Genomic DNA, 26639 nt, shown 5'->3' on the forward strand with positions numbered 1-26639 from the left:
GAAGACTTGAACACCGTGCACGGCCCCTCCTGCACGGTGTTCAAGTCTTCCAGCAGGTTCTGTGCGCTGGTGGTGGCCGTGGCGGCAGAGGTTGAGCACGTGGTCGGACCTGGCCAGAAGCCCCATTCGACGCCGGAATGATAGACGCCCATGCCGGCGGCAATCAGCATCATCACGCCGACCACGCCGATCAGCAGGCGGGTCAGCGCCGGCGGCAGGCGAAAGGCTGCGGTTGCAAAGGCGCCGAGCGCAATCGGCACACCCCAGTAATAGGGCTCGCGCTGCAGCAGGCAGAGCGCGCAGGGGATATAGCCGCCGATATGCTGGAAGCCGAGCGCCGATCCGACGGTGGCGACCATGCCAACAGCCAGAAGACCCGAATAGCCCATCAGGGTGGAGCGGGGATCGGTTGCGGTGGCCATCAAACTGTCTCCTGCGGCGTCTGTCACGTGTCTCCTGCTCTAGTGAACGGGAAGAGGGCTGTAAATGCATCGGGCGAGCCAGGGACGATTATGTCGCGCCACATTTTCGTGAGAAACAACAAGGGCTCCAGCCCAGCCGGTGCTTGCGCGCCTGCTTTTTCCTGTGCTAGACCCCGTCCACCACTTTCGATGCCCCGTTGGCGGAATTGGTAGACGCGCCTGACTCAAAATCAGGTTCCGAAAGGAGTGCTGGTTCGATTCCGGCACGGGGCACCACGGTCACCCGAAACGATATTGTTGCAACGCTGGAACCGCGACCGGAGTGATCGTCACCCGTTGCGATGATAATGGCCGAGCAGCCGCTGGCGCACTTCCTCGACCCCGCCGCGCACGTAAAGCTGCAGGTGGCCGCCATTGTGGGGAATGGCGAGCGCGATCACGGTGACGGCGTCCTCGTAGCGGGTAACATAGGCGACCTGCTGCGGGTTGACGTAGATCTGCTGGTCGTGCGTGTTCTTGAAGCTGATGAGGTCCATCGGTCTGCTCTTGCGGATCACGGCACGCGGTGCCGTGGTGGCGGGTTGCGGGCATGCGGAGAGAGGTGGATGTCTCTCCGGCGACAGCCCGGCGGAAGGCCGGGCGGTCTTCTCTTAGCAAGCGGTCGCCAAAAATCCGGTTAACCGCAGGCCATGCGGATGAGACGGGGTCATCCCTCGTCCCGGTTGCGGAAGCCCAGGATCTTCTCGCGCAGGCGCCGTGCCATGCTGCGGGTGTTCTGGTACAGATGCAGTTGTGTCGCCACCTGCCGCGTGTCGCGGTCGGCGCTGTCGGCAAGGCCGATGATCAGCGTGCCCATGGCCTCCCGTTCGCTCCAGAAGCGGCTCATGACCGGATGATCAGGCACGGCGCAGCTGTCGGAGCGGGTGATGTTGGCGTCTTCCAGGTGCCATTCGGTCAGCTTCATCATCAGCAGCTTGCCCGGCGAGAAGGCCGCAAGGGCCTCGTCATAGGCGGTTTTCCACGTATAGGCCTCGCCAGCCATCAGAAAGACGACGAGGGAGGCAATCGCCTTGCCGTCGATGTCCAGCGTGTGGATGCGCACGGCATCGATCTCGGCCAGATTGCCGATCGCCTCGCGGGCGAAGGCGGAGCGGTAGCGATCGTTGATCAGCGCGGAGCGCTTGCGGCCTTTCCAGCCCTTCGCCTCGAGCGCCAGAAACTCTTCCGTGCGCTGGCGGATCTCCCGCGGCTGGCGCGCCACCCCGTGGGTCAGGGCACCTGTTTCCGCCAGCTTGCGCCACTGGCGGCGCATCTCGCGCAGATGATGGGCCGAGACCGACTGCCTGAGGTAGGTTTCCGGATCAAGATCGCTGTGCAGCATCGGGCGATGGTGGCGGCCAGTGACGGCGACCGGCAGGTTGCGCGACAGGGCCACGGCCCGGATCATCCGGGCGAAGCGCCCGTCGAGCCTGAGGTCCGGCATCACAAGCACGCCGGGCAGCCCGGCATCGCGTCGTCCAAGGCCTTCCAGAAGATTGTCCAGCGTTTCGGCGGCATCCTCGGCATCCACCAGTGGCGTGCCGAGGGGGCCGAACGGGTTGGCCCAGACGCGCAGGATCGGCGCGCCGAGTGCGAAGCCCGGCTTTTCAACCGAAAACGGCATCAGCAGGCGCATTCGCCCGCCGTTTTCCTTCCGGTCGCGCAGGATGGCAAGCCGCACCGCGCGATCCTCGATGCGTGGCATCGCCGGCGCCAGCAGGCGGGCGGCAAAGAAGATGTTCGGTTCCAGCACCCGGTTGGAGAGGAAATCCAGTTCGTCCTGCAGGTCATAGCCCATCCTTGCCGGATAGATGGCAAGTGTACGTCCCGGCCGGCCGATGGCGATCGACAGCGAGGGCTCGGGAAGATCTGAGGGAGCGTGCGCATATGCCGGCGAAACCGCCTGACGCGCCGTATCGGGGAGGTGTGAGGCAGAGGTCTCTGTCATGAGCCTTCTTCCTTGCGGAGGGGAGGGACGGAGCGGGCAAAGGCGAACAGGCGGATCTCAAGCACGCGCCGTGCGGCGAGATGCAGAAGCAGCGCCTCGAAGCCCATGGCCATCGCCGTGGCGCCGGCGGCACCCATCAGGCCGAAATGCGGAATGAGCAGCATGTTCAGCGTCACATTGGTCACGAGCAGGCCGGCATAGAGCATCACGCAGAGTGGCTGGTGCCCTGCCATGTTGAGCAGCACTTCCCCCGGACCGATGCTGGCCTTGGCAAGAATGCCGGCAAACAGAATGAGCATCAGCGGATAGCCGGCGGTGAAGGCGGGGCCGAACAGCGACAGAAGCAGCGGGCCAGCCAGCAGAACCGAAAGCCCGACCGCCAGCGAGGGCCAGAAGGTCCAGCGCGCAGCATCTGTCGCAAAGGCAGCGATTTCGTCCCGTCCGCCCGTTGTCAGGATCGAGGCGATGCGCGGTGCGGCCGCGGCCTTGACCGAAAAATTGACGAACTGGACGAGTGCAATGGTCTTGGCGGCGGCATAATAGATCGCCACCTGGTCCGGTGGCAGATAGAGCCCGACCACCACGACATCGGAATTGGTGAGCAGGAAGCCGATCCCGTCGACGAGGAAGAGCGGCAGGGCAAAGCGCGTCCAGGGGAGGATGCGGAAGGCGAGACCGCCCGGTCCGAGCTGTCGTCTCAGCCGCAGCGTCAGCCGCACGAACTGGAAGAGGGTTGTGAGGTAGGTGCCGGCAAGTGCGGCCGTCATGGCAGTCGTCGCGGTGCGCGGCGCACCCGTCAGCACTGCAAGGCTCATCAGTGCGAGAATCAGCAGCGGTCGCAGGATGAAGGTCGGTCCAAGTGCCGTGACTGCCCAGCCATTGGCCCTTGCGGTTCCGTCCAGCACGTCGCCGAGTGCGATCATCGGCAGGGTGAAAAGGCCAAGAAAGACCGGAACCATCCAGTAGTCGGCAATCAGATGGTCGAAGATGTGGAGAACGAGCAGGCCGAGCCCCGCGAGCAGGCTTGCCGACAGCAGTGCCAGCACACGCGCCGTCCAGTTGAGGCCGCGCACCAGGTCCGTTTCACCGCCGGCGGTGTGGATCGGCAGGAACCGGATGACGGCGGTATGGAAGCCGAGGCAGGAGAGGTTGCCGAAGACCACCACCAGCACCCAGACGAAGGCGAAGATGCCATAATCGAACTCGCCGAGCAGGCGGGCCTGGATGATCTGGGCGAGAAAGGCAATGGCGGCGCTGAGGATGCGGATCGCGAAAGCCGTCAGCGCCATGCGCTGGGCGACGGCCGCGTCGCTGTCGCCGGACAGCCAGAGGTCAAGCCGGCCGAGGAGCGGCGTCAGCCGAATCTTCAGGCCGAGCGGAAGACATCTCTCCGCTTTCTCGATCACCGTCATGGCTGGCACGCATTACTTCCAGGAACCCGGGGCAGCGGGCACTATGCCGGTGTCCCCGTTAAGAAACGCTTTCCTTGCCCCTGCAGGAAGCCCATGCGCCGCCATGTAAAACGGGGCCGCCCGAAGAGCGGCCCCGTTTTACATGGGACGGATGAGCGATGGCCTTTTGCGTCAGGCCGTCAGCACGCCGTGGCAGTGCTTGAACTTCTTGCCGGAACCGCAGGGGCAAAGCTCGTTGCGGCCGACCTTGCCCCAGGTGGCGGGGTTGGACGGGTCGCGGTCGATCGCCTCGTCGGCGGCAAAAATGGCCGGTTGGGCAAATTCGTCCTCGCCCGTTGTCGGGTCGAAATGATGCGCCTGCATGACCGGCGGCGGCTCGGGCGCCTGCGGTGCCTCGCGCACCAACTCCACCCGCATCAGCTGGGCGGTGACGACTTCGCGCAGATTGGCCAGCAGCGCCTGGAAGAGTTCGAAGGCCTCGGCCTTGTATTCCTGCAGCGGATCGCGCTGGGCATAACCGCGGAAGCCGACGACGGAGCGCAGATGATCGAGGTTAACGATGTGCTCGCGCCAGAGGTGATCCAGCGTCTGCAGAAGGATCGACCGCTCGACATAGGTCATGATCTCAGGACCGAAACGCTCGGCGCGATCATGGGCCGCCGCATCCGCCGCAGTCATCAGTCGTTCGCGAATATCGTCCTCGGCAATGCCTTCTTCCTGCACCCAGTCCTCAACCGGCAGATCGAGGTTCAGCAGGCGCTGCACCTCTTCCTTGAGGCCCTTGGCATCCCACTGCTCCGCATAGGCGCGTTCCGGAATGTGCTTGGTGACGAGCATGTCGACCACTTCATGGCGCATGTCGGCGACCGTCTCGGTAAGGTCGGTCGCATCCATCAATTCGATGCGCTGCTCGAAGATCACCTTGCGCTGGTCGTTGGTGACGTCGTCATACTTCAACAGGTTCTTGCGGGTGTCGAAGTTGCGCGCCTCGACCTTCTTCTGGGCCCGCTCGAGCGCCTTGTTGATCCAGGGATGGACGATCGCTTCGCCTTCCTTGAGACCCAGCTTCTGCAGCATCCCGTCCATGCGGTCGGAGCCGAAGATGCGCATCAGGTCGTCCTGAAGCGAGAGGTAGAATTTCGAACGACCCGGGTCGCCCTGACGGCCCGAACGGCCGCGCAGCTGGTTGTCGATGCGGCGGCTTTCGTGGCGCTCCGTGGCGATCACGTAGAGACCGCCGGCGGCGAGCGCCTTCTCCTTGAGCTGCTTCACCTCGGCGCGGATCGCTGCTTCCTTCGCGTCGCGCTCCGGGCCGGGTTCCATGCCTTCCAGATCGCGCTCGAGGCGCATGTCGATATTGCCGCCGAGCTGGATGTCGGTGCCGCGGCCGGCCATGTTGGTGGCGATGGTGACGGCGCCCGGTACGCCGGCCTGGCTGACGATATAGGCTTCCTGTTCGTGATAACGGGCGTTCAGCACGTTGAACTGGGTAAAGCCTTCCTTCTTCAGCATGGCGGCCAGAAGCTCGGACTTCTCGATGGAGGTCGTGCCGACGAGCACCGGCTGGTTGCGCTGGTGCGCCTCGCGGATCTCGACGATGATCGCCTTGAACTTTTCCTCGAAGGTCCGGTAGACCTCGTCGTCCTCGTCGATACGCTGGATCGGCAGGTTGGTCGGCACCTCGACCACTTCGAGACCGTAGATGTTGGAAAATTCTTCCGCTTCGGTGGCGGCCGTGCCGGTCATGCCGGCCAGCTTCGCATACATGCGGAAATAGTTCTGGAAGGTGATGGAGGCCAGCGTCTGGTTTTCCGGCTGGATCGTCACCTTTTCCTTGGCTTCGAGCGCCTGGTGCTGGCCTTCGGAATAGCGGCGTCCCGGCATCATGCGGCCGGTAAATTCGTCGATGATGACGATTTCGTCGTTGCGGACAATATAGTCCTTGTCGCGCTGGAACAGCTTGTGCGCCTTCAGCGCGTTGTTGATGTGGTGGACGATCGCGACGTTTTCCACGTCGTAGAGGCTTTCGCCCTTCAACAGGCCGGCCTGCCGCAGAAGATTTTCCAACTTCTCCGTGCCGACTTCCGAAAAGATCGCCGAGCGCTGCTTCTCGTCGATTTCGTAATCGTCGGCCGTCAGCGCCGGAATGAAGGCATCGATCGTGTTGTAGAGATCCGAGCGGTCGTCCAGCGGGCCCGAGATGATCAGCGGCGTGCGCGCCTCGTCGATCAGGATCGAGTCCACTTCGTCGACGATCGCGAAATTGTGGCCGCGCTGCACCATCTGGCCGCGGTCATATTTCATGTTGTCGCGCAGATAGTCGAAGCCAAGCTCGTTGTTCGTGGCGTAGGTGATGTCGCAGGCATAGGCCGCGCGGCGCTGCTCGTCGTCGAGGCCGTGCACGATGACGCCGGTGGTCAGGCCAAGGAAGCCGTAGAGACGGCCCATGATACCGGCGTCGCGGCTCGCCAGATAGTCGTTGACGGTCACCACATGCACACCCTTGCCGGACAGCGCATTGAGATAGACCGGAAGGGTCGCGACCAGCGTCTTGCCTTCGCCCGTCTTCATTTCGGCGATGTCACCGTCATGCAGGATCATGCCGCCCGTCAGCTGCACGTCGAAGGGGCGCATGCCGAGCACGCGGCGCGAGGCTTCGCGCACCACGGCAAAGGCTGGCGCCAGAATGTCGTCCAGTGTCTTGCCTTCGGCAAGCTGCTGCTTGAATTCCTGGGTCTTGGCGGCAAGCTGCTCGTCGCTCAGAGCCTTGATGCTCTCTTCCAGCGCGGCAATGGCGGCAACGCGGCTGCGATACGAGCGGACACGGCGGTCATTCGCCGAGCCGAAAAACTTGCGGGCTATCCCACCGAAGCTGACCATGCAAATGGTCCTTTCCAAACTGAAGTGGCATCACTTTTGATCGGCTTCCGGTGGGTTCCTTCCGCTCCGGTTTTACACAGGCAAAAGTGAAGACCCGCCCGGAAACTCTTCTGGACGCGAAGTAGCGTGACAGATAAGAGGGGGGTCGAATGATGTCAACGGCTGCCGCCGTTACAGAATGGCCATAATCCGGTGTTTGTGGACGTGTTCCAGCCGGTCTCGGAGGCCGAGGCCGGCGCCCATTTCGAAAGGTAGTTCCTGATGTTTCGTCATAAGTTCCTCGTGACTGCCGCCGTGGCCGCGGTTGTGTTCCTGCAGGTGCCGGCCTTTGCCGCCGACGACGCTGTCGTCGCCAAGGTTGGCGGCGTGGAAATCCACCAGTCCGACCTGGATACCGCGATGGCCAATCTCAGCCAGCAGTATCAGCAGCTTCCCGACGAACAGAAGAAGGTCGCAGCCCTCTCGCAGATCATCGACATCAAGCTCGTCTCCAAGAAGGCCGAGGCCGCCGGCCTGCAGAACAGCGACGATTTCAAGAAGCGCATGGCCTATCTTCAGGAGCGCGAACTGCACAACGCCTACCTGCGCGACCAGTTCGACAAGCTGAAGCCGGAAGAAGTCAAGGCTCGCTACGACAAGGAAGTCGCAGCCATGCCGAAGGAAGAGGAAGTGCATGCCCGCCACATCCTGGTAAAGACCGAGGACGAGGCCAAGGACATCATCAAGCAGCTCGACGCCGGCAAGGACTTCGTCGAACTGGCCAAGGAAAAGTCGGAAGACACCAGCAAGTCCGATGGTGGCGATCTCGGTTACTTCACCAAGGGCCGCATGGTTCCTGAATTCGAGGAAGCAGCCTTTGCCCTGCAGAAGGGCCAGTACACCAAGACCCCGGTCAAGTCGCAGTTCGGCTGGCACGTGATCAAGGTGGAAGACAAGCGCGACGCACAGCCGCCGGCCTTCGACCAGGTCGAGCCGCAGGTTCGCCAGATCGTCATGCAGGAGAAGTATTCTCAGATCATTGACGACGCGAAGAAGGACCAGAAGGTCGAGATCGTCGACCCTGCGCTCAGCAAGGGCTACGAAGCGCTGACCAAGGGCGAATAATCCGCTCGTCACATCGGCAACCGGGCCCGCGTCTGCGGGCCTTTCTTTATCCGGGTCTGAAGCACATGTCCGCCACCGTCTCTCCCCTTGCTCCGAAATCCTATCCCGACATGCCCGTGCTGCGCGGCGTGCGCATGGCAACGGCAGCCGCCGGCATCAAGTACAAGAACCGCACCGACGTGCTGTTGATGGTGTTCGATGAACCGGCCGCGGTGGCCGGCGTGTTCACCCGCTCGAAGTGCCCGTCTGCGCCGGTGGACTTCTGCCGCGCCAACCTGCCCACCGGCCGCGCCCGCGCGGTCGTCGTCAATTCGGGCAATGCGAACGCCTTCACGGGCGTGAAAGGCAAGGCCGCGACGGACCTGACGGCGCGCTCCGCGTCGGACGCCGTCGGCTGCGGCATGGACGAGGTTTATCTCGCCTCGACCGGCGTCATCGGCGAACCGCTCGATGCGACGAAATTCGCCGGCGTGCTGGGCGACATGCACGGTTCCGCCACTGGCGATTTCTGGCTGGAGGCGGCCAAGGCGATCATGACCACGGATACCTATCCGAAGGTCGCGACCCGCACCGCCGAGATCGGCGGGGTGACGGTGACGATCAATGGCATTGCCAAGGGGGCCGGCATGATCGCGCCGGACATGGCGACGATGCTTTCCTTCGTGGCGACCGATGCCGACATCGCGCCGGCCGCCCTGCAGGCGCTGCTGTCCGAAGGGGTGGGCCCGAGCTTCAACTCCGTTACCGTCGACAGCGACACCTCGACCTCCGACACGCTGCTGCTGTTTGCGACCGGCAAGGCCGCCGCCGATGGTCAGGTGAAGGTGGAAAGTGCGGACGATCCGCAGCTTTCCGGCTTCCGTGCTGCGTTGAATGACCTTCTGAAGGATCTCGCCCTGCAGGTGGTGCGCGATGGCGAAGGCGCCCGCAAGATGGTGGAGGTCACCGTGACCGGCGCCGAAAGCGACGCGGCCGCCAAGCGCATCGCGCTGTCGATCGCCAATTCGCCGCTGGTGAAGACCGCCGTTGCCGGCGAAGATGCCAACTGGGGCCGCGTCGTCATGGCTGTCGGCAAGTCCGGCGAAATGGCCGACCGTGACCGCCTGGCGATCTGGTTCGGGGATGTGCGGGTTGCCGTCAACGGCGAACGGGATCCGGATTACTCCGAAGAGGCGACCACTGCCGTCATGGAAAAGCAGGATATCGTCATCCGTGCTGACATTGGTCTGGGCCATGGCACGGCAACGGTCTGGACATGCGACCTGACGAAGGAATATGTCGCCATCAATGGTGACTATCGGAGCTGACCGTTTGATGCAGGCAATTTCTCCCCACGGCAATCTTCCGCTTGTCCGGCGCCTGGAAGCCGTGGGGTTCCGCGCCTGGCCGGCGGCTTCCGTCGTCTATGACGGCAGCTGGCAGGTGCGGTTGACCGGCGGCCATCCCTCCAAGCGGCTGAACTGCGTGGTGCCGCTCGATCCCTCGGATTACCGGGACGCCGCGATCCGCATCGAGAGGGCACGCAAGCGGTTCGAACATTACGGACGTCCGCTTCTGGTGCGCGAGACACCGCTTGCGCCGCAGCCGCTGCTGGAGGCCCTGCGCGCCGATGGCTGGGCACCGTTCGAAACGGTCAACGTCATGACGGCGGATCTCGCCGGACTGGAACTGCCCGATACGATCAGCCATCTGCCAAGCCACGATATCGGCCGCTATATCGATGCCTCGCTTGCCGTGCACGAGGAAGATCCGGCCATCAAGCCGGCGCTTGCGGAAATTCTCTCCGCCATCAAGCCGCCGACTGGCCTCTTCATCGCGGAAGATCCGGGCAATGGACCGCTGGCGGCCATGCTGTGCGTTCAGGACAATGATCTTGCCGGAATTCTATCCTTTGCCGTGGCGCCTGATCGCCGCCGGCAGGGGCTCGGCACCGAGATGCTGACGGCGGCGCTGCGCTGGGCTCGCATCAGCGGCGCCCGCACGGCCTGGCTGCAGGTGGATGCATCGAACGCATCGGCGCTTTCGCTCTACCACCGTTTCGGCTTCCGCGAGGTCTACCGGTATCACTACTGGCGCCAGGAGACGGGGGCATGAGCGGGGGCGAGCGCAAGATCGTTCTGGTGGCAGCCTGCGCGCTGGTCGATGCCGATGGTCGCATCCTCCTCGCCCAGCGTCCTGAAGGCAAAAGCCTTGCGGGGCTCTGGGAGTTTCCGGGCGGCAAGGTGGAGCCGGGCGAGACGCCCGAGGAAACCCTGGTGCGCGAACTGGAGGAGGAGCTTGGCATCGCCACGCGCGTGCCGTGCCTTGCACCGCTCACCTTCGCCAGCCACACCTACGAGACCTTCCACCTGCTGATGCCGCTTTATGTCTGCCGCCGGTTCGAGGGCATTCCGACGGGGCGGGAAGGGCAGGCGCTGAAATGGGTGCGTCCCGCAAACCTGCGCGACTATCCGATGCCGCCGGCCGACGAGCCGCTGATCCCCTTCCTGCAGGATCTTCTTTAGTCGCGCCCGCCGGGCGTGGCCATTTATCCACAGCTTCTGCAAAATCGGTGTGCCTCTCCAAACGACGTTAACAGATCCTTTAACCGATTGGGACAATATGCGGCATCGATCATGTATTGCGTAACGAGGCTCCCATGGATGAGGAATTCTGGAAGACTGTCCGTACCCAGCAGCAGACGCTCGGCAAAACCGGCAGGACCGGCGCGCTGAATGTCGCCCTGCTGTTCGGCACGGCCGCGATCGCCCTTTCGTTGATCGTCACCCCCATGCTCGCCAAGCGACAGGACAGCCAGCACATGGCGCATGTCCAGGAAGAGTTCGATTTGATCACCACCGGTTCGATCAAGTCCGAGGAACAGGGCAGCAAGCACTATACGATCCGCCGGAGCGTGCTGCAGCCGACACCGGGCGCCGTTTGCGTCATCCAGGGCTTCGAGTCCGGCAATCCCTGCTGAGATTGGCAGCGACCCGCCACTGTCGGCGCGAAGGAAACGTCATGTCAGAGTTCATCCGCCTTCTTCGCGACCGTTCTGGCGCTACGGCCATGGAATATGGCCTGATCGTCGCTCTTGTGTCGGTGGCGCTGATTGCCGGCCTCGGCACGTTTACCGATGCATTGCAATCGACATTCGCCATCCTGTCGGACGCAGTGCCCGGCCAGTGATCTCTGGCAGGGATGCGCGAGGTCTACTTCGCCTCGCCCGTCCCGTCCAGCTTGAGGGCGTCCGCCAGCCGCATCCTGGCCGAGCCCGGCTTCAGTGGCTTCTGCTGGCTTTCGTGCGGCGCCCAGCCGGAGGCGTAGACAATCGAAAAGGTAGCGCGGATCCTGCCATCGGGATCGGAATAGCGCTCCGCATACAGTTCCGCCGCACGCACGAAGAAGGCGCGGGTGAGCGGCCTGTTGTTGCGCCCGATCAGCGGATTGGCCATGCCCATGGCCTTGAGATCCCGCATCAGGTGAAACAGCGTGTCATAGCGGACGGTATAGTTTTCCTGGTCGATGACGGGCAGTGCGAAGCCCGCGCGCTGCAGCAGGCCACCGATATCGCGCACGTCCGCAAAGGGGATGACGCGCGGGCTTGCGCCGCCGAGGATGTCCGCCTCGGCCGCCAGCAGAACATCGCGCAGTTCGGCGAGCGTGCCTGCGCCGGGAATGGCTGCCAGCAGCAGGCCGTCCGGCTTCAGCGCCCGGCGGATGCGGATCAGCATGCCCGGCGTATCATTGGTGAGATGCAGCGAGAGCGGCGACAAAATCAGGTTGGCCGATTGCTCGGCCAGCGGCACGTCTTCCAGCGCGGCCAGCGATACAGCTTCTCCGAAAACCGCAGAGGTCTCGTAACGGGTGAGGTGCCCGATCTTGCCCGTCGCCATCGCGAGGCGCGCGGCATTGCCGCCGCCACCGTGCAGTTCGACGGCCTCGTCGAACTGTCGCTCGACCACTGCCAGCCGTTCGGCAAGTTCGCGGGCCGCCACATCGAGCAGGAAGTCTGTGCCGGGCACGGCCCGGGCCATGGCCCGTTCCCGCCGTGCGGTGACAAGAGGCAGGTCGAAAAGGAGATCCATCGCGTCGATTCCATCAGATTTGCGGGTCGCATGGGCGCTTGCCTGCGGCTAAAGTCAAGACATGGGGGATGCAAGCGACAAATTCGAGGTGAGGCGCGCGCGGTTTTCGCCGGCGGTTCTGCTGCGACCTGTTCTCGACGTGCTCTACCCGCCCTGCTGCGCTGCCTGCGGGGTGCGGATGGCAGCCCATCGGGCGTTGTGCGGCACCTGCTGGAGCCGCATGCGCTTCATTGAACGGCCCTATTGCGACATCCTTGGCATACCCTTTGCGAAAGAGCCGGGTGAGGGCATGGTGTCTGCACTGGCCATTGCCGAGCCGCCGGTCTTCGACCGCCTGCGGGCGGTCGCCCTGCATGAGGGGCCGGCACGCCATCTGGTGCATGGCCTGAAATATCGCGACCGCACCGACCTTGCGTTGATGATGGCGGCCTGGATGTGGCGTGCCGGGCGCGCCGAACTCGAGGCCTGTGATGCGATCCTGCCTGTGCCGCTGCATTGGACGCGCATGATGGCGCGCCGCTTCAACCAGGCAGCCGAGCTCGGCCGGCATCTCGCGCACCAGTCCGGCAAGCCCATGCTCTCCGGTACGCTTGTGCGCAGGAAGCGCACCAGCCGTCAGGTGGGGCTGACAGCGCGCGGGCGGGAGGAGAATGTGCGCGCCGCCTTTCGCGTGGCGAAGGGGCAGGAGGACCGCGTGTTCGGTCGCCGTCTTGTGCTCGTGGATGACGTGTTCACTACCGGCGCCACGGTCTCGGCCGCCGCCCGCGCCCTGAAGCGGGCGGGCGCGGCGGATGTCACGGTTTTGACCTTTGCAATGGCTCTTGCCGAGCCTATATGACAAGGCGTATCAGGGCCGCCTGCAAGACCCTTTCGTGCGGTCCGTCACGGAGATTTTCATGGCTGAAGTCGTCATCTATACCCGCCAGATGTGCGGTTACTGCGCCCGCGCCAAGGCGCTTCTCACCGCCAAGGGCGTCACGTTCACGGAGCATGATGCAACCTTCTCGCAGCAGTTGCGCCAGGAGATGATCGACAAGGCGAATGGTCGCACCACCTTCCCGCAGATCTTCATCAACGGGGAGCATGTCGGCGGCTGCGACGACATCCATGCACTGGATCGCGACGGCAAGCTGGACCCGCTTCTGGCGGCCTGAGAGGCAGAGACGATGGTGAAGGTTGCCGCGGTCCAGATGTGTTCGGGCGTCGATCCGCAGAAGAATGCGGATGCCATGGAGCGGCTGGTGCGTAAGGCCGCCGCTGCCGGCGCCACCTATGTCCAGACGCCGGAAATGACGGGGGCTCTGCAGCGCAACCGCCCCGCGCTCAAGGCCGTGCTGGCCGATGAGGCCGGCGATGTAATCGTCGCCCGGGCTGCAGCGCTTGCGCGCGAGCTTGGCATCTTTGTGCATGTCGGTTCGACGGCGATTGCGCGCGGCGACGAGAAGATGGCCAATCGCGGCTTCCTGTTCGGACCAGACGGCCAGCGCATCTGCGTCTATGACAAGATCCACATGTTCGACGTCGATCTCGACAATGGCGAGAGCTGGCGCGAAAGCGCGGCCTACGAGCCGGGCTCCTGCGCCCGCGTGGCCGATCTGCCCTTCGGTCGGCTGGGCTTTGCCATCTGCTATGACGTGCGCTTCCCGCAGATCTTCCGCACGGAAGCCATGGCGGGGGCCGAGATCCTGACGGTGCCGGCCGCCTTCACCCGCCAGACGGGCGAGGCGCATTGGGAAATCCTGCTGAGGGCACGTGCCATCGAAAACGGCGCCTTCCTGATCGCTGCCGCCCAGGGCGGCGTGCATGAGGATGGGCGCGAAACCTACGGTCACTCGATGATCATCGATCCCTGGGGCCGCATTCTGGCCGAGGCGGGCGGTGCCGGGGAGGCGGTTCTGCTGGCCGATATTGACATCGCCGACGTTCAGGCCGCCCGCGCCAAGATCCCGAATCTGAAGAACAGCCGCGATTTCACGCTGGACCGTGTCACCTCCACCGGAAGGGCTGAGGCGTGATCCGGTATTCGCTCATCTGCGACAACGCGCACGAGTTCGAAGGCTGGTTTTCCGGCAGCGCGGATTTCGACCGGCAGGTGGAGATGGGATTTCTCACCTGCCCCGTCTGTCATTCCGCTTCCATCAGCAAGGGGCTGATGGCTCCATCGGTGTCCACTGCGCGCAAGCAGGAAGCCCGCCAGCAGGTGGCAATGGATCTCGCCCGACAGGAGATGATGAGCAAGCTGAAGGAAATGGTCGCCAGCATCAAGGCCAATGCCGAGGATGTGGGCGAACGCTTTCCGGAAGAAGCCCGCAAGATCCATTACGGAGAAGCGGATCAGCGCGGCATCATCGGCCAGGCCAGCCTCTCCGAGGTGCGCGAGCTCATCGACGAAGGCATCGAGGTGGCACCGCTGCCGGTGCTGCCGGACGACGCCAATTAAGCTCCTGTCCGGCCGGGATCGAACGTCAGGCTGGCCGCTTGGCCAGCATCATGTAGTTCACGTCCATGTCGCGCGACAGGTTCCAGCGATCCTGCAGGACATTGTAGAAGACGCCGGTGCGATCGATGATCTCGAGACCGCCGGCTGACAGCGGCCGCTCAAGCTCGTCCGGGCGCACCAGCTTGTCATAGCTGTGTGTGCCCTTCGGCAGCCAGCGCAGGATGTTTTCCGCCGCAAAGATCGCAAGCGCATTGGCCTTGAAGGTGCGGTTGATGGTGGCGACGAACATCAGGCCGCCGGGGCGCACCATCTGCGTGCAGGTGGAGATGAATAGGTTCACGTCCGCCACATGTTCGACCACCTCCATGTTGAGGATCACGTCGAAGGTTTCACCGGCCTCTGCCAGCTGCTCGGCGCTCACGGCCCGGTAATCGACGCTGACGCCGCTTTCGCGGGCATGTGTCTGGGCGATGCCGATGTTCTTCTCCGATGGGTCTGCGCCAACGACCTCTGCCCCCATGCGGGCCATCGGTTCGGAGAGCAGGCCGCCCCCGCAGCCGATATCGAGGAAGCGAAGACCTTCGAACGGACGGTGGCTCTTCGGATCGCGGCCGAAATTTGCGCAGACGCGGTCACGGATATAGGACAGGCGCACCGGGTTGAACTTGTGCAGGGGACGGAACTTGCCGGTCGGGCTCCACCATTCCGCAGCCATCGCGGAAAAGCGATCCACTTCGCTCTGGTCAATCGTTGTGGGGGACGCGTTGGTCATGATCGGGCTCCCTGTCATCGTTGTCGTGAAGTCGGCTCATGGGCGCGACTTGTCAAGTCTGCCATCGTGTCGCGGCGGCACAAACACGGCCGCCCTCGCGCTTTGTCAGCTTGTGTTCATGATTGTGTTGCTACGCAGCAGAAGACGGTGGCAGATCACGTGGTCGGCTGCCTGCGGGACTTAAAAAAACCAAATTCCGCACGGTCTCTGTTTCTTGAAGGGACATTGCGTCAAGGAAAGCATTTCCAGGAGGAACCTGTGAAACGTCAAGTATTGAAGGCATTGGCAACCGGATTGTTGCTTCTGTCACCCTCCATTGCGGCGGCGGCCGCCAATGGTTACGCCACCGCCGATGTGAACATGCGCTCCGGCCCCAGCACGCGCTATCCGGCGGTCGTGGTCGTTCCGCGTGGCGCGCCGATCGTCATCAATGGCTGCCTCGACAGCGTGAACTGGTGCGACGTCACCTTTTCGCGCGGCCGCGGTTGGGTCTCGGGCACGTATATTCAGGCGACCTACCGCCAGAACCGGGTTTACGTCGATCGCCAGTACTACCGCCCGCTCGGCATTCCCACGATCACCTTCGATGTCGATACCTACTGGCGTCGCTACTACAGCCACCGCGACTTCTATCGCGAGCGTGATCGCTGGCGGGACTGGGATTACCGTCGCGATGCGGCTCCACCGCCCCCGCCGCCGCCGCCGCGCTATGACAGCCGCCGTGACGACCCGATCAACGATCCGAACCGTTACCGCGACGACGGTCGTTATCGCTATGAAGACCGTTACGGCATGGACAATCGCTATCGCTACGACGAGCGGCCACGCCAGCCGGACAGCGGCCGCTATGACGATCGCTATCGCTATGATGATCGCCGCCCGCAGCCCCGTTACCTGGAAGGTCCGGTTCCTGCTTATCGCTGCACGCAGGATAACCCATGCCCGCTGCCGGGGCAGTGATCGGCTCCCACTCTTGACGCCTTGAGGGCCGGGGTGCATCGCCCCGGCCCGTCTGTTCCGGTCACCGGCTTTTCCATTGCACCCGCCCCCCCTTTTCGATAAGAGGACGCCGCAAGATCTGCCCGGCGGGCAGGGGCTTGCTGTTTTCAGAGCGGCGCCCGCCACGGGTTCGGGCGCGCGATAGGGTGGTTTTGGTCGGATATGGCTCGCATTGTCATGAAGTTCGGCGGCACTTCGGTCGCCAATCTTGAACGTATTCATAATGTTGCGCGCCATGTGAAACGTGAGGTGGATGCCGGCCATGAAGTGGCCGTGGTCGTCTCCGCCATGTCCGGCAAGACCAACGAACTCGTGGGCTGGGTGCAGGATACGCCGAAGGCTGCCAGCGCAAGCTCGCCCTTCTACGATGCGCGCGAATACGATGCCGTCGTCGCCTCCGGCGAACAGGTAACCTCCGGTCTCCTGGCGATCGCCCTGCAGTCCATGGGCATCAATGCCCGCTCCTGGCAGGGCTGGCAGATCCCGATCCGCACCGACAACGCGCATGGCGCGGCCCGTATCCTCGACATCGACGGCACGGAAATCATCCGCCGCATGGGCGAAGGCCAGGTGGCCGTCGTTGCCGGTTTCCAGGGGCTTGGACCCGACAACCGCATCGCGACGCTTGGCCGTGGCGGTTCCGACACCTCGGCGGTCGCGATTGCTGCCGCCGTCAAGGCTGATCGCTGCGACATCTATACCGACGTGGATGGTGTCTACACGACCGATCCGCGCATCGTGCCCAAGGCACGCCGCATGAAGAAGATTTCGTTCGAGGAAATGCTGGAAATGGCATCCCTCGGCGCCAAGGTGCTGCAGGTCCGTTCCGTGGAACTTGCCATGGTGCACAAGGTGCGCACCTTCGTCCGCTCCAGTTTCGAGGATCCCGATGCGCCGGGCATGGGTGACCTCATCAACCCGCCCGGCACGTTGATTTGCGACGAGGAAGAAATCGTGGAACAGGAAGTCGTCACCGGTATCGCCTATGCCAAGGATGAAGCGCAAATCTCGCTGCGTCGCGTTTCCGACCGGCCGGGCGTTTCCGCCGCCATCTTCGGACCGCTGGCCGAATCCCACATCAATGTCGACATGATCGTCCAGAACATCTCGGAGGATGGTTCCAAGACCGACATGACCTTCACCGTGCCGTTTGGCGATGTCGAAAAGGCCATGAAGGTTCTCGCCGACAACAAGGACAAGATCGGTTTCGATGTGGCCCAGAACGAGACGGGCCTCTGCAAGGTCTCCGTCGTCGGCATCGGCATGCGCAGCCATGCGGGCGTGGCTGCGACCGCTTTCAAGGCACTTGCCGAAAAAGGCATCAACATCAAGGCCATCACCACGTCGGAAATCAAGATTTCCGTGCTGATTGACGGTGCTTATTCCGAACTTGCAGTTCGGACTTTGCATTCTGCCTACGGTCTCGATAAGAGTTGAGTTTAAACCGGTTCGCTGCGTCGCTTCGTTTTGGGGCGACGCACCGTCTTCCGGATGGGCAGAGTTGAATTCGGGAGCGAACATGCCGATGAGAGACCTGTCGGCGGGCCCGCGTGTCTTGCTGAAGCGACTGCGGGAATTGATGGCCGAGCCGCTGGAGCCGCAGGAGCGGCTCGACCGGATCGTGAGCCAGATTGCCAGCAACATGGTGGCCGAGGTCTGCTCGGTCTACGTGCTGCGATCCGATGGCGTGCTGGAACTGTATGCCACCGAAGGTCTGAACAAGGGCGCCGTGCACCTTGCGCAGCTCAAGATGGGCCAGGGTCTCGTCGGAACGATCGCCGCTTCCGCCCAGCCGCTCAATCTCTCCGATGCCCAGGCGCATCCCGCCTTCCGCTACCTGCCGGAGACGGGCGAGGAGATTTATCATTCCTTCCTCGGTGTGCCGATCCTCCGGGCCGGTCGCACTTTGGGCGTTCTCGTCGTTCAGAACAAGGCGCAGCGCAACTACCGCGAAGACGAGGTAGAGGCGATGGAAACCACCGCCATGGTGATCGCCGAGATGATCGCGACCGGGGAACTCAAGAAGATCACCCAGCCGGGACTGGAACTCGACCTGACGCGCTCGATCACCATCGAGGCGGACGGCTACAACGAGGGCATCGGGCTCGGCCATGTGGTGCTGCACGAGCCGCGCATCGTCGTCACCAACCTGCTGAACGATGATGCCGAAAAGGAAATCATCCGTCTTGCCGAAGCGATCGGCTCGCTGCGCCTGTCGATCGACGACATGCTGTCGCGCCGCGAGGTTGCCCAGGAAGGCGAGCATCGCGAGGTTCTGGAAACCTATCGCATGTTCGCCCATGACCAGGGCTGGGTGCGGCGCATGGAAGAGGCGATCCGCAACGGCCTGACGGCGGAAGCGGCGGTCGAGAAGGTGCAGAGCGACACCAAGGCGCGCATGATGCGCCTGACCGATCCCTATCTGCGCGAGCGGATGCATGATTTCGACGATCTTGCCAACCGGCTGCTGCGTCAGTTGACCGGCTTTTCCGGCCGTGCCTTCGACGAGGGCTTTCCGACCGATGCGGTGATCTTTGCCCGCGCGATGGGGGCCGCCGAGCTTCTCGACTATCCGCGTGCCAATATTCGCGGTCTCGTTCTGGAAGACGGTGCCGTCACCAGCCATGTGGTGATCGTGGCGCGCGCCATGGGCATTCCGGTCATCGGCCAGGCGGCGGGCATCGTGGCGCTCGCCGAAAACCGCGATCCTGTCATCATCGACGGCGACGACGGCCAGGTGCACCTGCGCCCCGTGGCCGACATGGTGAAGGCTTATGAGGAAAAGGTGCGCCTGCGCGCCCGCCGTCAGGAACAGTTCCGCGCCCTGCGCGACGTCGATTCGGTGACGAAGGACGGCCAGCGCATCAGCCTGATGATGAATGCCGGCCTGATGGTGGACCTGCCGCAGCTGGTGGAATCGGGGGCCGATGGCATCGGCCTGTTCCGCACCGAGCTGCAGTTCATGATCGCCTCCACGATGCCGAAGCTCGAGGAGCAGGAGGCGTTCTATCGCAATGTGCTGCGCCAGACTGCCGGCCGGCCGGTGACCTTCCGCACGCTTGATATCGGTGGCGACAAGGTGGTCTCCTATTTCCGGGCGCAGGAAGAAGAAAACCCGGCGCTTGGCTGGCGGGCGATCCGCCTGGCGCTCGACCGGCCGGGCCTGTTGCGCACGCAGTTGCGTGCGCTGCTGCGCGCCTCCGCGGGTTCCGAATTGAAGATGATGCTGCCGATGGTGACAGAGGTTGCTGAAATCCATGCGGTGCGCGACCTGATGCAGAAGGAAGTTCAGCATCTGTCGAAGTTCGGCCATTCGCTGCCGCGCAAGCTGCAGTTCGGCGCGATGCTGGAAGTGCCGGCCCTGCTGTGGCAGCTGGACGAACTCATGACGGAGGTCGATTTCGTCTCCGTCGGCTCGAACGACCTGTTCCAGTTCTCGATGGCGGTGGATCGTGGCAATGCCCGCGTGTCCGACCGCTTCGACATTCTGGGCAAGCCGTTCCTGCGAATCCTGCGCGACATCGTGCGGGCCGCCGAGCGCAACAGGACACCGCTGACACTGTGCGGCGAAATGGCCGGCAAGCCCTTGTCCGCGATGGCGTTGATCGCGCTCGGCTTCCGGTCGGTTTCCATGACCCCGACGGCGATCGGTCCGGTCAAGGCCATGTTGCTCGGTCTCGATGCCGGCCAGCTCGCTGCGGAGCTGAATGCGATGCTGGACGATACCCGCTCCAACGCATCGGTGCGTGAGATGCTGGTGTCGTTTGCCGCAGGCCACAACATCCCGATCTAGCGCGGTACACCGCGCGTCCTCAAAGTCGGGCCAAGAAACAGAAGATGGCGCCCACGCGCCGGCCTCGTGCCGGCAGCGGCCTAACAAGACGAGTACTGGAGTAAACAAGGGTGGCGAAGCTTCCTGTCGACAAGATGCGTGAACTGGAGCGCCGCTTCGGCGAGATCGAGGCGCGCATGTCCGAAGGCCCGTCGGCGGATGTCTATGTGAAGCTCGCCTCCGAATATTCCGAGCTTCAGCCGCTGGTGCGCAAGATCCGGGATTACGAGAAGGCCCTCTCCGAGGTTTCAGACCTGCGGACCCTGCTGGACGACCGAACCACCGACCGCGAGATGCGTGATCTCGCCGAACTGGAGCTGCCGGAGGCGGAGGGGCGGATCGAGGCGCTGGAAAAGGACATGCAGGTCCTGCTCCTGCCGAAGGATGCGGCCGACGAGAAGAGCGCCATCCTGGAAATTCGCGCCGGCACAGGCGGCAACGAGGCCGCGCTGTTCGCCGGCGACCTGTTTCGCATGTACGAGCGCTATTCCTCCACCAAGGGCTGGAAGGTGGAGGTGCTGTCGGCCAGCGAAGGCGAGGCGGGCGGCTACAAGGAAATCATCGCGACGATCACTGGCCGCGGTGTCTTCTCCAAGCTGAAGTTCGAATCCGGCGTGCACCGCGTGCAGCGCGTGCCGGAAACGGAAGCGGGTGGACGCATCCACACCTCTGCCGCCACCGTCGCCGTGCTGCCGGAAGCCGAGGAGATCGACATCGAGATTCGCCCGGAAGACATCCGCATCGATACGATGCGCTCGTCGGGCGCCGGCGGCCAGCACGTCAACACCACGGATTCGGCTGTCCGCATCACCCATCTGCCGACCGGTCTCATCGTCACCAGCTCGGAAAAGTCGCAGCACCAGAACCGGGCCAAGGCCCTTCAGGTGCTGCGCTCGCGCCTCTATGATATCGAGCGGCAGAAGGCCGACAGCGAACGCTCCGCCGACCGCAAGAGCCAGGTCGGCTCTGGCGACCGCTCCGAGCGCATCCGCACCTATAATTTTCCGCAGGGGCGCGTGACCGACCACCGCATCAACCTCACCCTTTACAAGCTGGACCGGATGATGGAGGGCGAGATCGACGAGGTGGTCGACGCGCTGATCGCCGATTTCCAGGCCGGGCAGCTGGCGCAGCTGGGAGAGCAGGCGTGAACGAAACGCTGTCGGCCGTTCTGGCGCTCTGCCGCGCGCGACTGGCCGAAGCCGGGCTTGCCGATGCCGCCACCGATGCCCGCGTGCTGGTCGCCGGACTTCTCGATCTGTCGCCGACCGAGCTTTTGCTGCGCAGCGACCGTATCGTCGATGCCGCGGACCGGGCGCGCATCGAGGCCGCCCTTGCCCGGCGCATCGCGCGGGAGCCGGTGCACCGCATTCTCGGCGCGCGTGATTTCTACGGCGTGCGCCTCACCTTGTCGCCGGAAACGCTGGAACCGAGGCCCGATACCGAAATCCTGGTGGAGGCCATGCTTTTGCCCGCGCGGCAGCTCATCGCGCGCAAGGGCAGCGCCCGCCTTCTTGACCTTGGCACGGGGACCGGCGCGATTGCGCTTGCCCTGCTCAAGGAGATTCCGGAATTGCAGGCCGTTGGCGTCGATCTTTCGTCGGGTGCCCTTGAAACGGCTCGCCGCAATGCTGACCTCAATGATGTCGCAGAGCGATTTTCCACGGTAGAAAGTCGCTGGTTTGATCGGCTCGTGGGGCGTTTCGACATAATCGTGTCAAATCCGCCCTATATCACTCGGGACGTGATTGCAGAACTCGATCCGGATGTCCGCCGCTACGATCCGATCCTGGCCCTGGACGGCGGACCGGACGGTCTTGATGCCTACAGGGCGATTGCCGGCGGTATCGACAACTTTCTCGAAGAGGACGGATGGATCGGTCTGGAGATCGGCTTCGATCAGAAGCAGACGGTGACCGCTCTCTTTTCCGATGCCGGTTATACTTTGACAGACGCCTTCCGCGACTATGGAGGACAGGACCGCGTGCTGGTGTTCACGCGGAAAAATCCGTGACTCGCCCGAAGCTTACGCCCTTTTTGCAACAGCGAAAGAAAAGGCTTGGATTCGGCAATGAAGCGGGATAGGTTGCGGGCACGCAATGGGCGGCTGAGAATGAACGGAGATTCGTTCAGGTTAAGCTCAACCGGACAGCAGCCTTTCCAGGAAGGCTTCCAGGGTTGAAATTTACCCAGTGCGTGCATCAGAAAACTGACTTTCACATGCGGCAGGGATGGATGGATCTCACCTGTCCGCGGCACGTGAAGCCTTGTTTCGGCGGGTAGCCGCATGGCCGCGTGGCCCTTAATCAGCAAAGCACAGAGAATTCAGGTGAAAAATCGATGAGGCCAGGACAGCAGAACAAGCGTGGTCGGGGGCGCGGCAATAATAACAACAACAATAACAATGGTGGCGGTAACAATTTCAACCGAAAGGGTTCCAACCCACTGACCCGGACCTACGACAGTTCCGGCCCCGATGTGAAGATCCGCGGCACTGCCCAGCATATTGCCGAAAAATATTCCGCCCTGGCCCGTGATGCGCAAAGCGCCGGTGACCGTGTGATGGCGGAAAACTATCTCCAGCACGCCGAGCATTACAATCGCATCATCGCCGCCGCCCAGGCGCAGATGCAGGAGCGCTTCCAGCGCGACGATCGTCAGGATTACAACGATCGGGATGGCGACGAGATGGAGATGGGCGATGCCGATGAAACCGTTGCCGCACAGCCGCAGCCGGTTCAGCATCAGCCGCAACACCAGCCCCAGCAGCACCAGCGCCGCGAGCGTCCGGCTCCGCAGCCGGTGCCCGAAGTGGTGGCGGAAGACGCGCCCGTCATCGATGGAACCGGCCCCCAGCCGGTGATTGAAGGCACGCCTGCCGAGGTTGCCATGGAAGAGGAAGGGGCAGCGCCCCGCGAGCGCCAGCCGCGCCGTCGCAACGCGGGCACCCGCCCGCGCCGCCCGCGCCGTGGCGAAACGGCCGGCGAAGGCGAAGCCGGCGCTTCCGATGCAGCGCCTGCCATGGCCGAAGCCACCTCGGAATAAGCCTTTCCGGCTCACCAATTGACACGCATCAAGCCCCGGTCCCAGCGGCCGGGGTTTTTCTCTGTCCGGTCTTTAAACCGAAAAATGCGCCTCCCATATCTCGGTCAGAATGCATCTCCGGTTTCGGCCGGAGATCGGGGCTCGCCTTTGAGGGAGCTCAATCCCAACTGTCGGCCTGTGCCTTATGAGGGCAGGGCGATCCAAGGAGGTTACGGATGAACATCGAGAAATATTCGGAGCGGGTTCGCGGTTTCCTGCAATCGGCTCAGACCTATGCGCTCTCCGAAGGGCACCAGCAGTTCACGCCCGAGCATGTGCTGAAGGTTCTGCTGGATGACGACCAGGGTATGGCCGCTTCGCTGATCGAGCGGGCCGGCGGCAATGCCAAGGAAGCCCGCCTTGCCAATGATGCCGCCCTTGCCAAGCTGCCGAAAGTGTCCGGTGGCAATGGGCAGGTCTATCTGGCGCAGCCGCTCGCCAAGGTGTTTTCGACGGCGGAAGAGGCTGCCAAGAAGGCCGGCGACAGTTTTGTTACCGTCGAACGGCTGCTTCTGGCGCTTGCCATCGAAAGCTCCGCCTCGACATCCGCCAGCCTGAAGAAGGCCGGCGTCTCGGCGCAGGGCCTCAACCAGGTCATCAACGACATTCGCAAGGGCCGCACGGCCGACAGCGCCAATGCCGAACAGGGCTTTGACGCGCTGAAGAAATTCGCCCGTGATCTGACAGCGGAAGCCCGCGAGGGCAGGCTCGACCCGGTGATCGGCCGCGACGACGAGATCCGCCGCACGATTCAGGTTCTGTCGCGTCGCACCAAGAACAACCCCGTGCTGATCGGCGAGCCCGGCGTCGGCAAGACGGCGATCGCCGAAGGCCTTGCGCTGCGTATCGTCAATGGCGACGTGCCGGAGAGCCTGAAGGACAAGCGGCTGATGGCGCTCGACATGGGCGCGCTGATTGCCGGCGCGAAATATCGCGGCGAGTTCGAAGAGCGCCTGAAGAGCGTTCTTTCGGAAGTACAGTCGGAAAATGGCGAGATCATCCTGTTCATCGACGAGATGCACACGCTGGTCGGTGCCGGCAAGGCCGATGGCGCCATGGATGCCTCCAACCTGCTGAAACCGGCGCTTGCCCGCGGCGAACTCCACTGCGTCGGGGCGACCACGCTTGATGAATATCGCAAGCATGTGGAAAAGGACCCGGCGCTCGCCCGTCGCTTCCAGCCGGTGATGGTGGAGGAGCCGACCGTCGAGGATACGATCTCCATCCTGCGCGGGCTCAAGGAGAAGTACGAGCAGCACCACAAGGTGCGGATCTCCGATTCCGCGCTGGTGGCGGCCGCGACGCTGTCCAACCGCTACATCACCGACCGCTTCCTGCCGGACAAGGCCATCGACCTGATGGACGAAGCGGCATCGCGGCTGCGCATGCAGGTGGATTCCAAGCCCGAGGAACTGGACGAACTCGACCGCCGCATCATCCAGCTGAAGATCGAGCGCGAAGCCCTGAAGAAGGAAACCGACACGGCCTCCGCTGACCGGCTGGCCCGCCTTGAAGGCGAACTGACCTCGCTCGAAGAACAGGCCGATGCCCTGACGGCTCGCTGGCAGGCGGAAAAGCAGAAGCTCGGCCTTGCTGCAGACCTCAAGCGCCAGCTGGACGAAGCCCGAAACGATCTGGCGATTGCCCAGCGCAAGGGGGAATATCAGCGTGCCGGCGAACTGACCTATGGCGTCATTCCGAACCTCGAAAAGGCGCTGAAGGAAGCCGAAGAGCGGGATAATTCCGCCTCGTCCATGGTGCAGGAGGTGGTCACGCCGGATGCGATTGCGCATGTCGTCTCCCGCTGGACCGGCATTCCGGTCGACAAGATGCTGGAAGGCGAACGCGACAAGCTGCTGCGTATGGAAGACGAACTGGCGAAGTCGGTCGTCGGGCAGGGCGATGCGGTGCAGGCCGTCTCGCGCGCCGTGCGCCGTTCGCGCGCCGGCTTGCAGGATCCGAACCGGCCGATCGGCTCGTTCATCTTCCTCGGTCCGACCGGCGTCGGCAAGACGGAGCTGACGAAGTCGCTGGCCCGCTTCCTCTTTGACGACGAAACGGCCATGGTGCGGCTCGACATGTCGGAATACATGGAGAAGCACTCGGTCTCGCGTCTGATCGGCGCGCCTCCCGGCTATGTCGGCTATGACGAAGGCGGTGCTCTGACGGAGGCGATCCGCCGCAAGCCCTACCAGGTCGTGCTGTTCGACGAGATCGAGAAGGCGCATCCGGACGTGTTCAACGTTCTGCTGCAGGTGCTGGATGACGGCCGCCTGACGGACGGTCAGGGTCGTACGGTGGACTTCAAGAACACCATCATCATCATGACCTCGAATCTCGGGGCCGAATATCTGACCAATCTCGGTGAAGGCCAGGATGTGGACCAGGTGCGCGAGCAGGTGATGGATGTGGTGAAGGCCTCGTTCCGGCCGGAATTCCTGAACCGCGTCGACGAGATCATCCTGTTCCATCGTCTTGCCCGCAGCGAGATGGGGGCCATTGTCGATATCCAGATGGTACGCCTGTTGCAGCTTCTGGCTGATCGCAAGATCACGCTGGAACTGGAAGCGGATGCACGGGAATGGCTGGCCGACAAGGGCTACGATCCGGTCTATGGGGCACGCCCGCTGAAGCGTGTCATCCAGAAATTCGTGCAGGATCCTCTCGCCGAACAGATCCTGGGCGGGCAGGTGCCTGACGCTTCCACCGTCAAGGTGTCGGCGGGGTCGGACCGACTGCTCTTCTACGTCAGGAAGGCGGTCGCCGAAGCTGCCTGATGTTTCCCGGAGGGGCCGCCACACCGGCGGCCCTTTCTGTTTCATTCAACGGGGACGACCGCATGATGGAGACGGATTACCGGACGCGCTTTGCCCGATTGAGGTCAGGAGATCGCGTCCGGTTCGTCTCGCCGGCCAGCACGCCCGATCGCGATGCGGTTCTGGCGCGGGCAGCCAGTCTTGAGGCCTGGGGGCTTGACGTCGAGTATGGCCCGCACGCCTTTGTCGAGCACGGCTGGTTTGCCGGAACCGATGACCAGCGGCTGGCCGATCTCGACGATGCGCTGCGCGACCCCGAGATCCGCGCCGTCCTTGCCACCCGTGGCGGTCGCGGCTCCTACCGTATTGCCGATCGGCTGGATTTCGAGGCGATCCGGCGCGATCCAAAACCTTTGATCGGCTTCAGCGATATCACCGCTCTGCACATGGCCATCCTGCGTGAAACCGGCCTGGGCGGCGTTCATGGTGCACTCTATGGCGACGGTGCGGGCGCTCTCGAGCCGGACAATGCAGACATCCTGCACCAGATCCTGTTTGGCAACGAGGCTATTTCCTATGCCGCAAGACCGGAGGAGCCGACCTTCCGGCTGACCACGACGGGAACGGCATCCGGCCCGCTGATCGGCGGCAATCTCGAAACGCTGGCCACCACGGCCGGCTGGGCGCTGCCGGATCTGCGCGGCGCGATCCTGCTGCTGGAGGCGGTCGATTGCATGCCGGGCCTTACCGACCGCATGCTTACCCTGCTTGCCAAGGGTGGCCATCTCGCCGGTGTCGCAGGCATTGCCGTCGGGCAGTTCACGTTGAAATCGCCGGAGAAGGCGGACCAGATCGACGATCTTTTCCGCCTTCTCCGGCGATTT

The 26639-nt window shown here is 63.4% G+C and carries 25 protein-coding genes and 1 tRNA gene; 19 read left to right on the plus strand and 7 right to left on the minus strand.

All coding sequences use genetic code 11. The features are described 5' to 3' along the window. Window positions 1-422 (minus strand): disulfide bond formation protein B (locus FNA46_RS19235; RefSeq protein ID WP_143126830.1); only part of this gene is annotated, 422 nt, incomplete at its 3' end. Between the two features lie 191 nt (window positions 423-613). On the opposite strand from FNA46_RS19235, the gene FNA46_RS19240 reads away from it, so the two are divergent. Next, window positions 614-698: transfer RNA gene (locus FNA46_RS19240), tRNA-Leu, on the plus strand. Window positions 699-751: 53 nt separating this feature from the next. On the opposite strand, the gene FNA46_RS19245 is transcribed toward FNA46_RS19240, so the two are convergent. The 4 genes from FNA46_RS19245 to secA all read right to left on the minus strand — a co-directional run bounded on the left by FNA46_RS19245 (window position 752) and on the right by secA (window position 6701). Further along, entirely contained in the window at window positions 752-958 is a 207-nt protein-coding gene (locus FNA46_RS19245) for a hypothetical protein (protein ID WP_143126831.1), read from the minus strand. A 170-nt stretch (window positions 959-1128) separates the two neighbouring features. After that, a complete protein-coding gene (locus tag FNA46_RS19250; protein WP_143126832.1) occupies window positions 1129-2409 on the minus strand; it encodes a GNAT family N-acetyltransferase in 1281 nt (426 codons plus the stop codon). Further along, window positions 2406-3821, minus strand: a complete 1416-nt coding sequence (locus FNA46_RS19255; RefSeq protein WP_143126853.1) for a lipopolysaccharide biosynthesis protein — start codon at window positions 3819-3821, stop codon at window positions 2406-2408. Before FNA46_RS19255 ends, FNA46_RS19250 begins: the two co-directional genes overlap by 4 nt. 171 nt (window positions 3822-3992) lie before the next feature. Then, window positions 3993-6701, minus strand: coding sequence for a preprotein translocase subunit SecA (gene secA / locus FNA46_RS19260; protein WP_143126833.1), 2709 nt, complete (start codon window positions 6699-6701; stop codon window positions 3993-3995). Window positions 6702-6962: 261 nt separating this feature from the next. Between secA and FNA46_RS19265 the strand changes: the two genes are divergently transcribed. The 6 genes from FNA46_RS19265 (at window position 6963) to FNA46_RS19290 (ending at window position 10973) form a co-directional block, all read left to right on the plus strand. Beyond that, the gene (locus tag FNA46_RS19265) at window positions 6963-7805 is read left to right on the plus strand and encodes a peptidylprolyl isomerase (protein ID WP_143126834.1); all 843 of its coding nucleotides are present in this window, start codon (window positions 6963-6965) and stop codon (window positions 7803-7805) included. Window positions 7806-7870: 65 nt separating this feature from the next. Beyond that, window positions 7871-9112 carry a bifunctional glutamate N-acetyltransferase/amino-acid acetyltransferase ArgJ gene (gene argJ / locus FNA46_RS19270; protein WP_143126835.1) on the plus strand — a complete coding sequence of 414 codons (1242 nt, stop codon included), beginning with the start codon at window positions 7871-7873 and terminating at the stop codon, window positions 9110-9112. After that, on the plus strand, window positions 9093-9899 hold the full coding sequence (locus tag FNA46_RS19275) for a GNAT family N-acetyltransferase (protein ID WP_143126836.1): 807 nt from the start codon (window positions 9093-9095) through the stop codon (window positions 9897-9899). The genes argJ and FNA46_RS19275 overlap by 20 nt, the downstream gene beginning before the upstream one ends. Continuing rightward, the gene (gene mutT, locus FNA46_RS19280) at window positions 9896-10309 is read left to right on the plus strand and encodes an 8-oxo-dGTP diphosphatase MutT (protein ID WP_143126837.1); all 414 of its coding nucleotides are present in this window, start codon (window positions 9896-9898) and stop codon (window positions 10307-10309) included. The genes FNA46_RS19275 and mutT overlap by 4 nt, the downstream gene beginning before the upstream one ends. A 134-nt stretch (window positions 10310-10443) precedes the next feature. After that, a complete protein-coding gene (locus FNA46_RS19285) occupies window positions 10444-10764 on the plus strand; it encodes a hypothetical protein (protein WP_143126838.1) in 321 nt (106 codons plus the stop codon). Between the two features lie 41 nt (window positions 10765-10805). Further along, entirely contained in the window at window positions 10806-10973 is a 168-nt protein-coding gene (locus FNA46_RS19290) for a Flp family type IVb pilin (protein ID WP_143126839.1), read from the plus strand. 23 nt (window positions 10974-10996) lie between these two features. On the opposite strand, the gene FNA46_RS19295 is transcribed toward FNA46_RS19290, so the two are convergent. Beyond that, window positions 10997-11872 (minus strand): methyltransferase domain-containing protein, encoded by an 876-nt coding sequence (locus FNA46_RS19295; protein WP_143126840.1) that lies wholly within the window; start codon window positions 11870-11872, stop codon window positions 10997-10999. A 61-nt stretch (window positions 11873-11933) separates the two neighbouring features. Here FNA46_RS19295 and FNA46_RS19300 point away from each other — a divergent pair, with 61 nt between their 5' ends. Genes FNA46_RS19300 through FNA46_RS19315 form a run of 4 tightly spaced genes read left to right on the plus strand, consistent with a single transcriptional unit; the run spans window position 11934 to window position 14312 of the window. After that, window positions 11934-12710 (plus strand): ComF family protein, encoded by a 777-nt coding sequence (locus FNA46_RS19300; RefSeq protein WP_143126841.1) that lies wholly within the window; start codon window positions 11934-11936, stop codon window positions 12708-12710. Between the two features lie 58 nt (window positions 12711-12768). Then, window positions 12769-13026 carry a glutaredoxin 3 gene (grxC, locus tag FNA46_RS19305; RefSeq protein WP_143126842.1) on the plus strand — a complete coding sequence of 86 codons (258 nt, stop codon included), beginning with the start codon at window positions 12769-12771 and terminating at the stop codon, window positions 13024-13026. A gap of 12 nt (window positions 13027-13038) precedes the next feature. Further along, complete coding sequence (locus FNA46_RS19310; RefSeq protein WP_143126843.1) at window positions 13039-13887, plus strand: carbon-nitrogen hydrolase family protein; 849 nt, start codon at window positions 13039-13041, stop codon at window positions 13885-13887. Next, window positions 13884-14312: a DUF1178 family protein gene (locus FNA46_RS19315; RefSeq protein ID WP_143126844.1), complete on the plus strand. Its 429-nt coding sequence runs from the start codon at window positions 13884-13886 to the stop codon at window positions 14310-14312. Before FNA46_RS19310 ends, FNA46_RS19315 begins: the two co-directional genes overlap by 4 nt. Window positions 14313-14337: 25 nt before the next feature. Here the strand turns inward: FNA46_RS19315 and ubiG are convergent, their stop codons facing one another. Next, window positions 14338-15084, minus strand: a complete 747-nt coding sequence (gene ubiG / locus FNA46_RS19320) for a bifunctional 2-polyprenyl-6-hydroxyphenol methylase/3-demethylubiquinol 3-O-methyltransferase UbiG (RefSeq protein WP_143126845.1) — start codon at window positions 15082-15084, stop codon at window positions 14338-14340. Between the two features lie 258 nt (window positions 15085-15342). Between ubiG and FNA46_RS19325 the strand changes: the two genes are divergently transcribed. From FNA46_RS19325 to FNA46_RS19360, 8 genes are all read left to right on the plus strand, one after another. Then, the gene (locus tag FNA46_RS19325) at window positions 15343-16044 is read left to right on the plus strand and encodes an SH3 domain-containing protein (protein WP_143126846.1); all 702 of its coding nucleotides are present in this window, start codon (window positions 15343-15345) and stop codon (window positions 16042-16044) included. 201 nt (window positions 16045-16245) lie between these two features. After that, the gene (locus FNA46_RS19330) at window positions 16246-17520 is read left to right on the plus strand and encodes an aspartate kinase (protein ID WP_143126847.1); all 1275 of its coding nucleotides are present in this window, start codon (window positions 16246-16248) and stop codon (window positions 17518-17520) included. Window positions 17521-17608: 88 nt separating this feature from the next. Further along, the gene (gene ptsP, locus FNA46_RS19335) at window positions 17609-19876 is read left to right on the plus strand and encodes a phosphoenolpyruvate--protein phosphotransferase (RefSeq protein ID WP_143126854.1); all 2268 of its coding nucleotides are present in this window, start codon (window positions 17609-17611) and stop codon (window positions 19874-19876) included. 110 nt (window positions 19877-19986) lie between these two features. After that, window positions 19987-21066, plus strand: a complete 1080-nt coding sequence (gene prfA, locus FNA46_RS19340; protein WP_143126848.1) for a peptide chain release factor 1 — start codon at window positions 19987-19989, stop codon at window positions 21064-21066. Beyond that, the gene (gene prmC / locus FNA46_RS19345) at window positions 21063-21929 is read left to right on the plus strand and encodes a peptide chain release factor N(5)-glutamine methyltransferase (protein WP_143126849.1); all 867 of its coding nucleotides are present in this window, start codon (window positions 21063-21065) and stop codon (window positions 21927-21929) included. The genes prfA and prmC overlap by 4 nt, the downstream gene beginning before the upstream one ends. 326 nt (window positions 21930-22255) lie before the next feature. Next, window positions 22256-22960, plus strand: a complete 705-nt coding sequence (locus FNA46_RS19350) for a DUF4167 domain-containing protein (protein WP_143126850.1) — start codon at window positions 22256-22258, stop codon at window positions 22958-22960. A 215-nt stretch (window positions 22961-23175) separates the two neighbouring features. Then, window positions 23176-25776: an ATP-dependent chaperone ClpB gene (gene clpB / locus FNA46_RS19355; RefSeq protein WP_143126851.1), complete on the plus strand. Its 2601-nt coding sequence runs from the start codon at window positions 23176-23178 to the stop codon at window positions 25774-25776. 62 nt (window positions 25777-25838) lie between these two features. Further along, window positions 25839-26639: S66 peptidase family protein (locus FNA46_RS19360; RefSeq protein WP_143126852.1), on the plus strand; the 801-nt coding region annotated here is incomplete at its 3' end.

The sequence above is a fragment of the Affinirhizobium straminoryzae genome (assembly GCF_007004135.1).
Classification (GTDB): domain Bacteria; phylum Pseudomonadota; class Alphaproteobacteria; order Rhizobiales; family Rhizobiaceae; genus Neorhizobium; species Neorhizobium straminoryzae.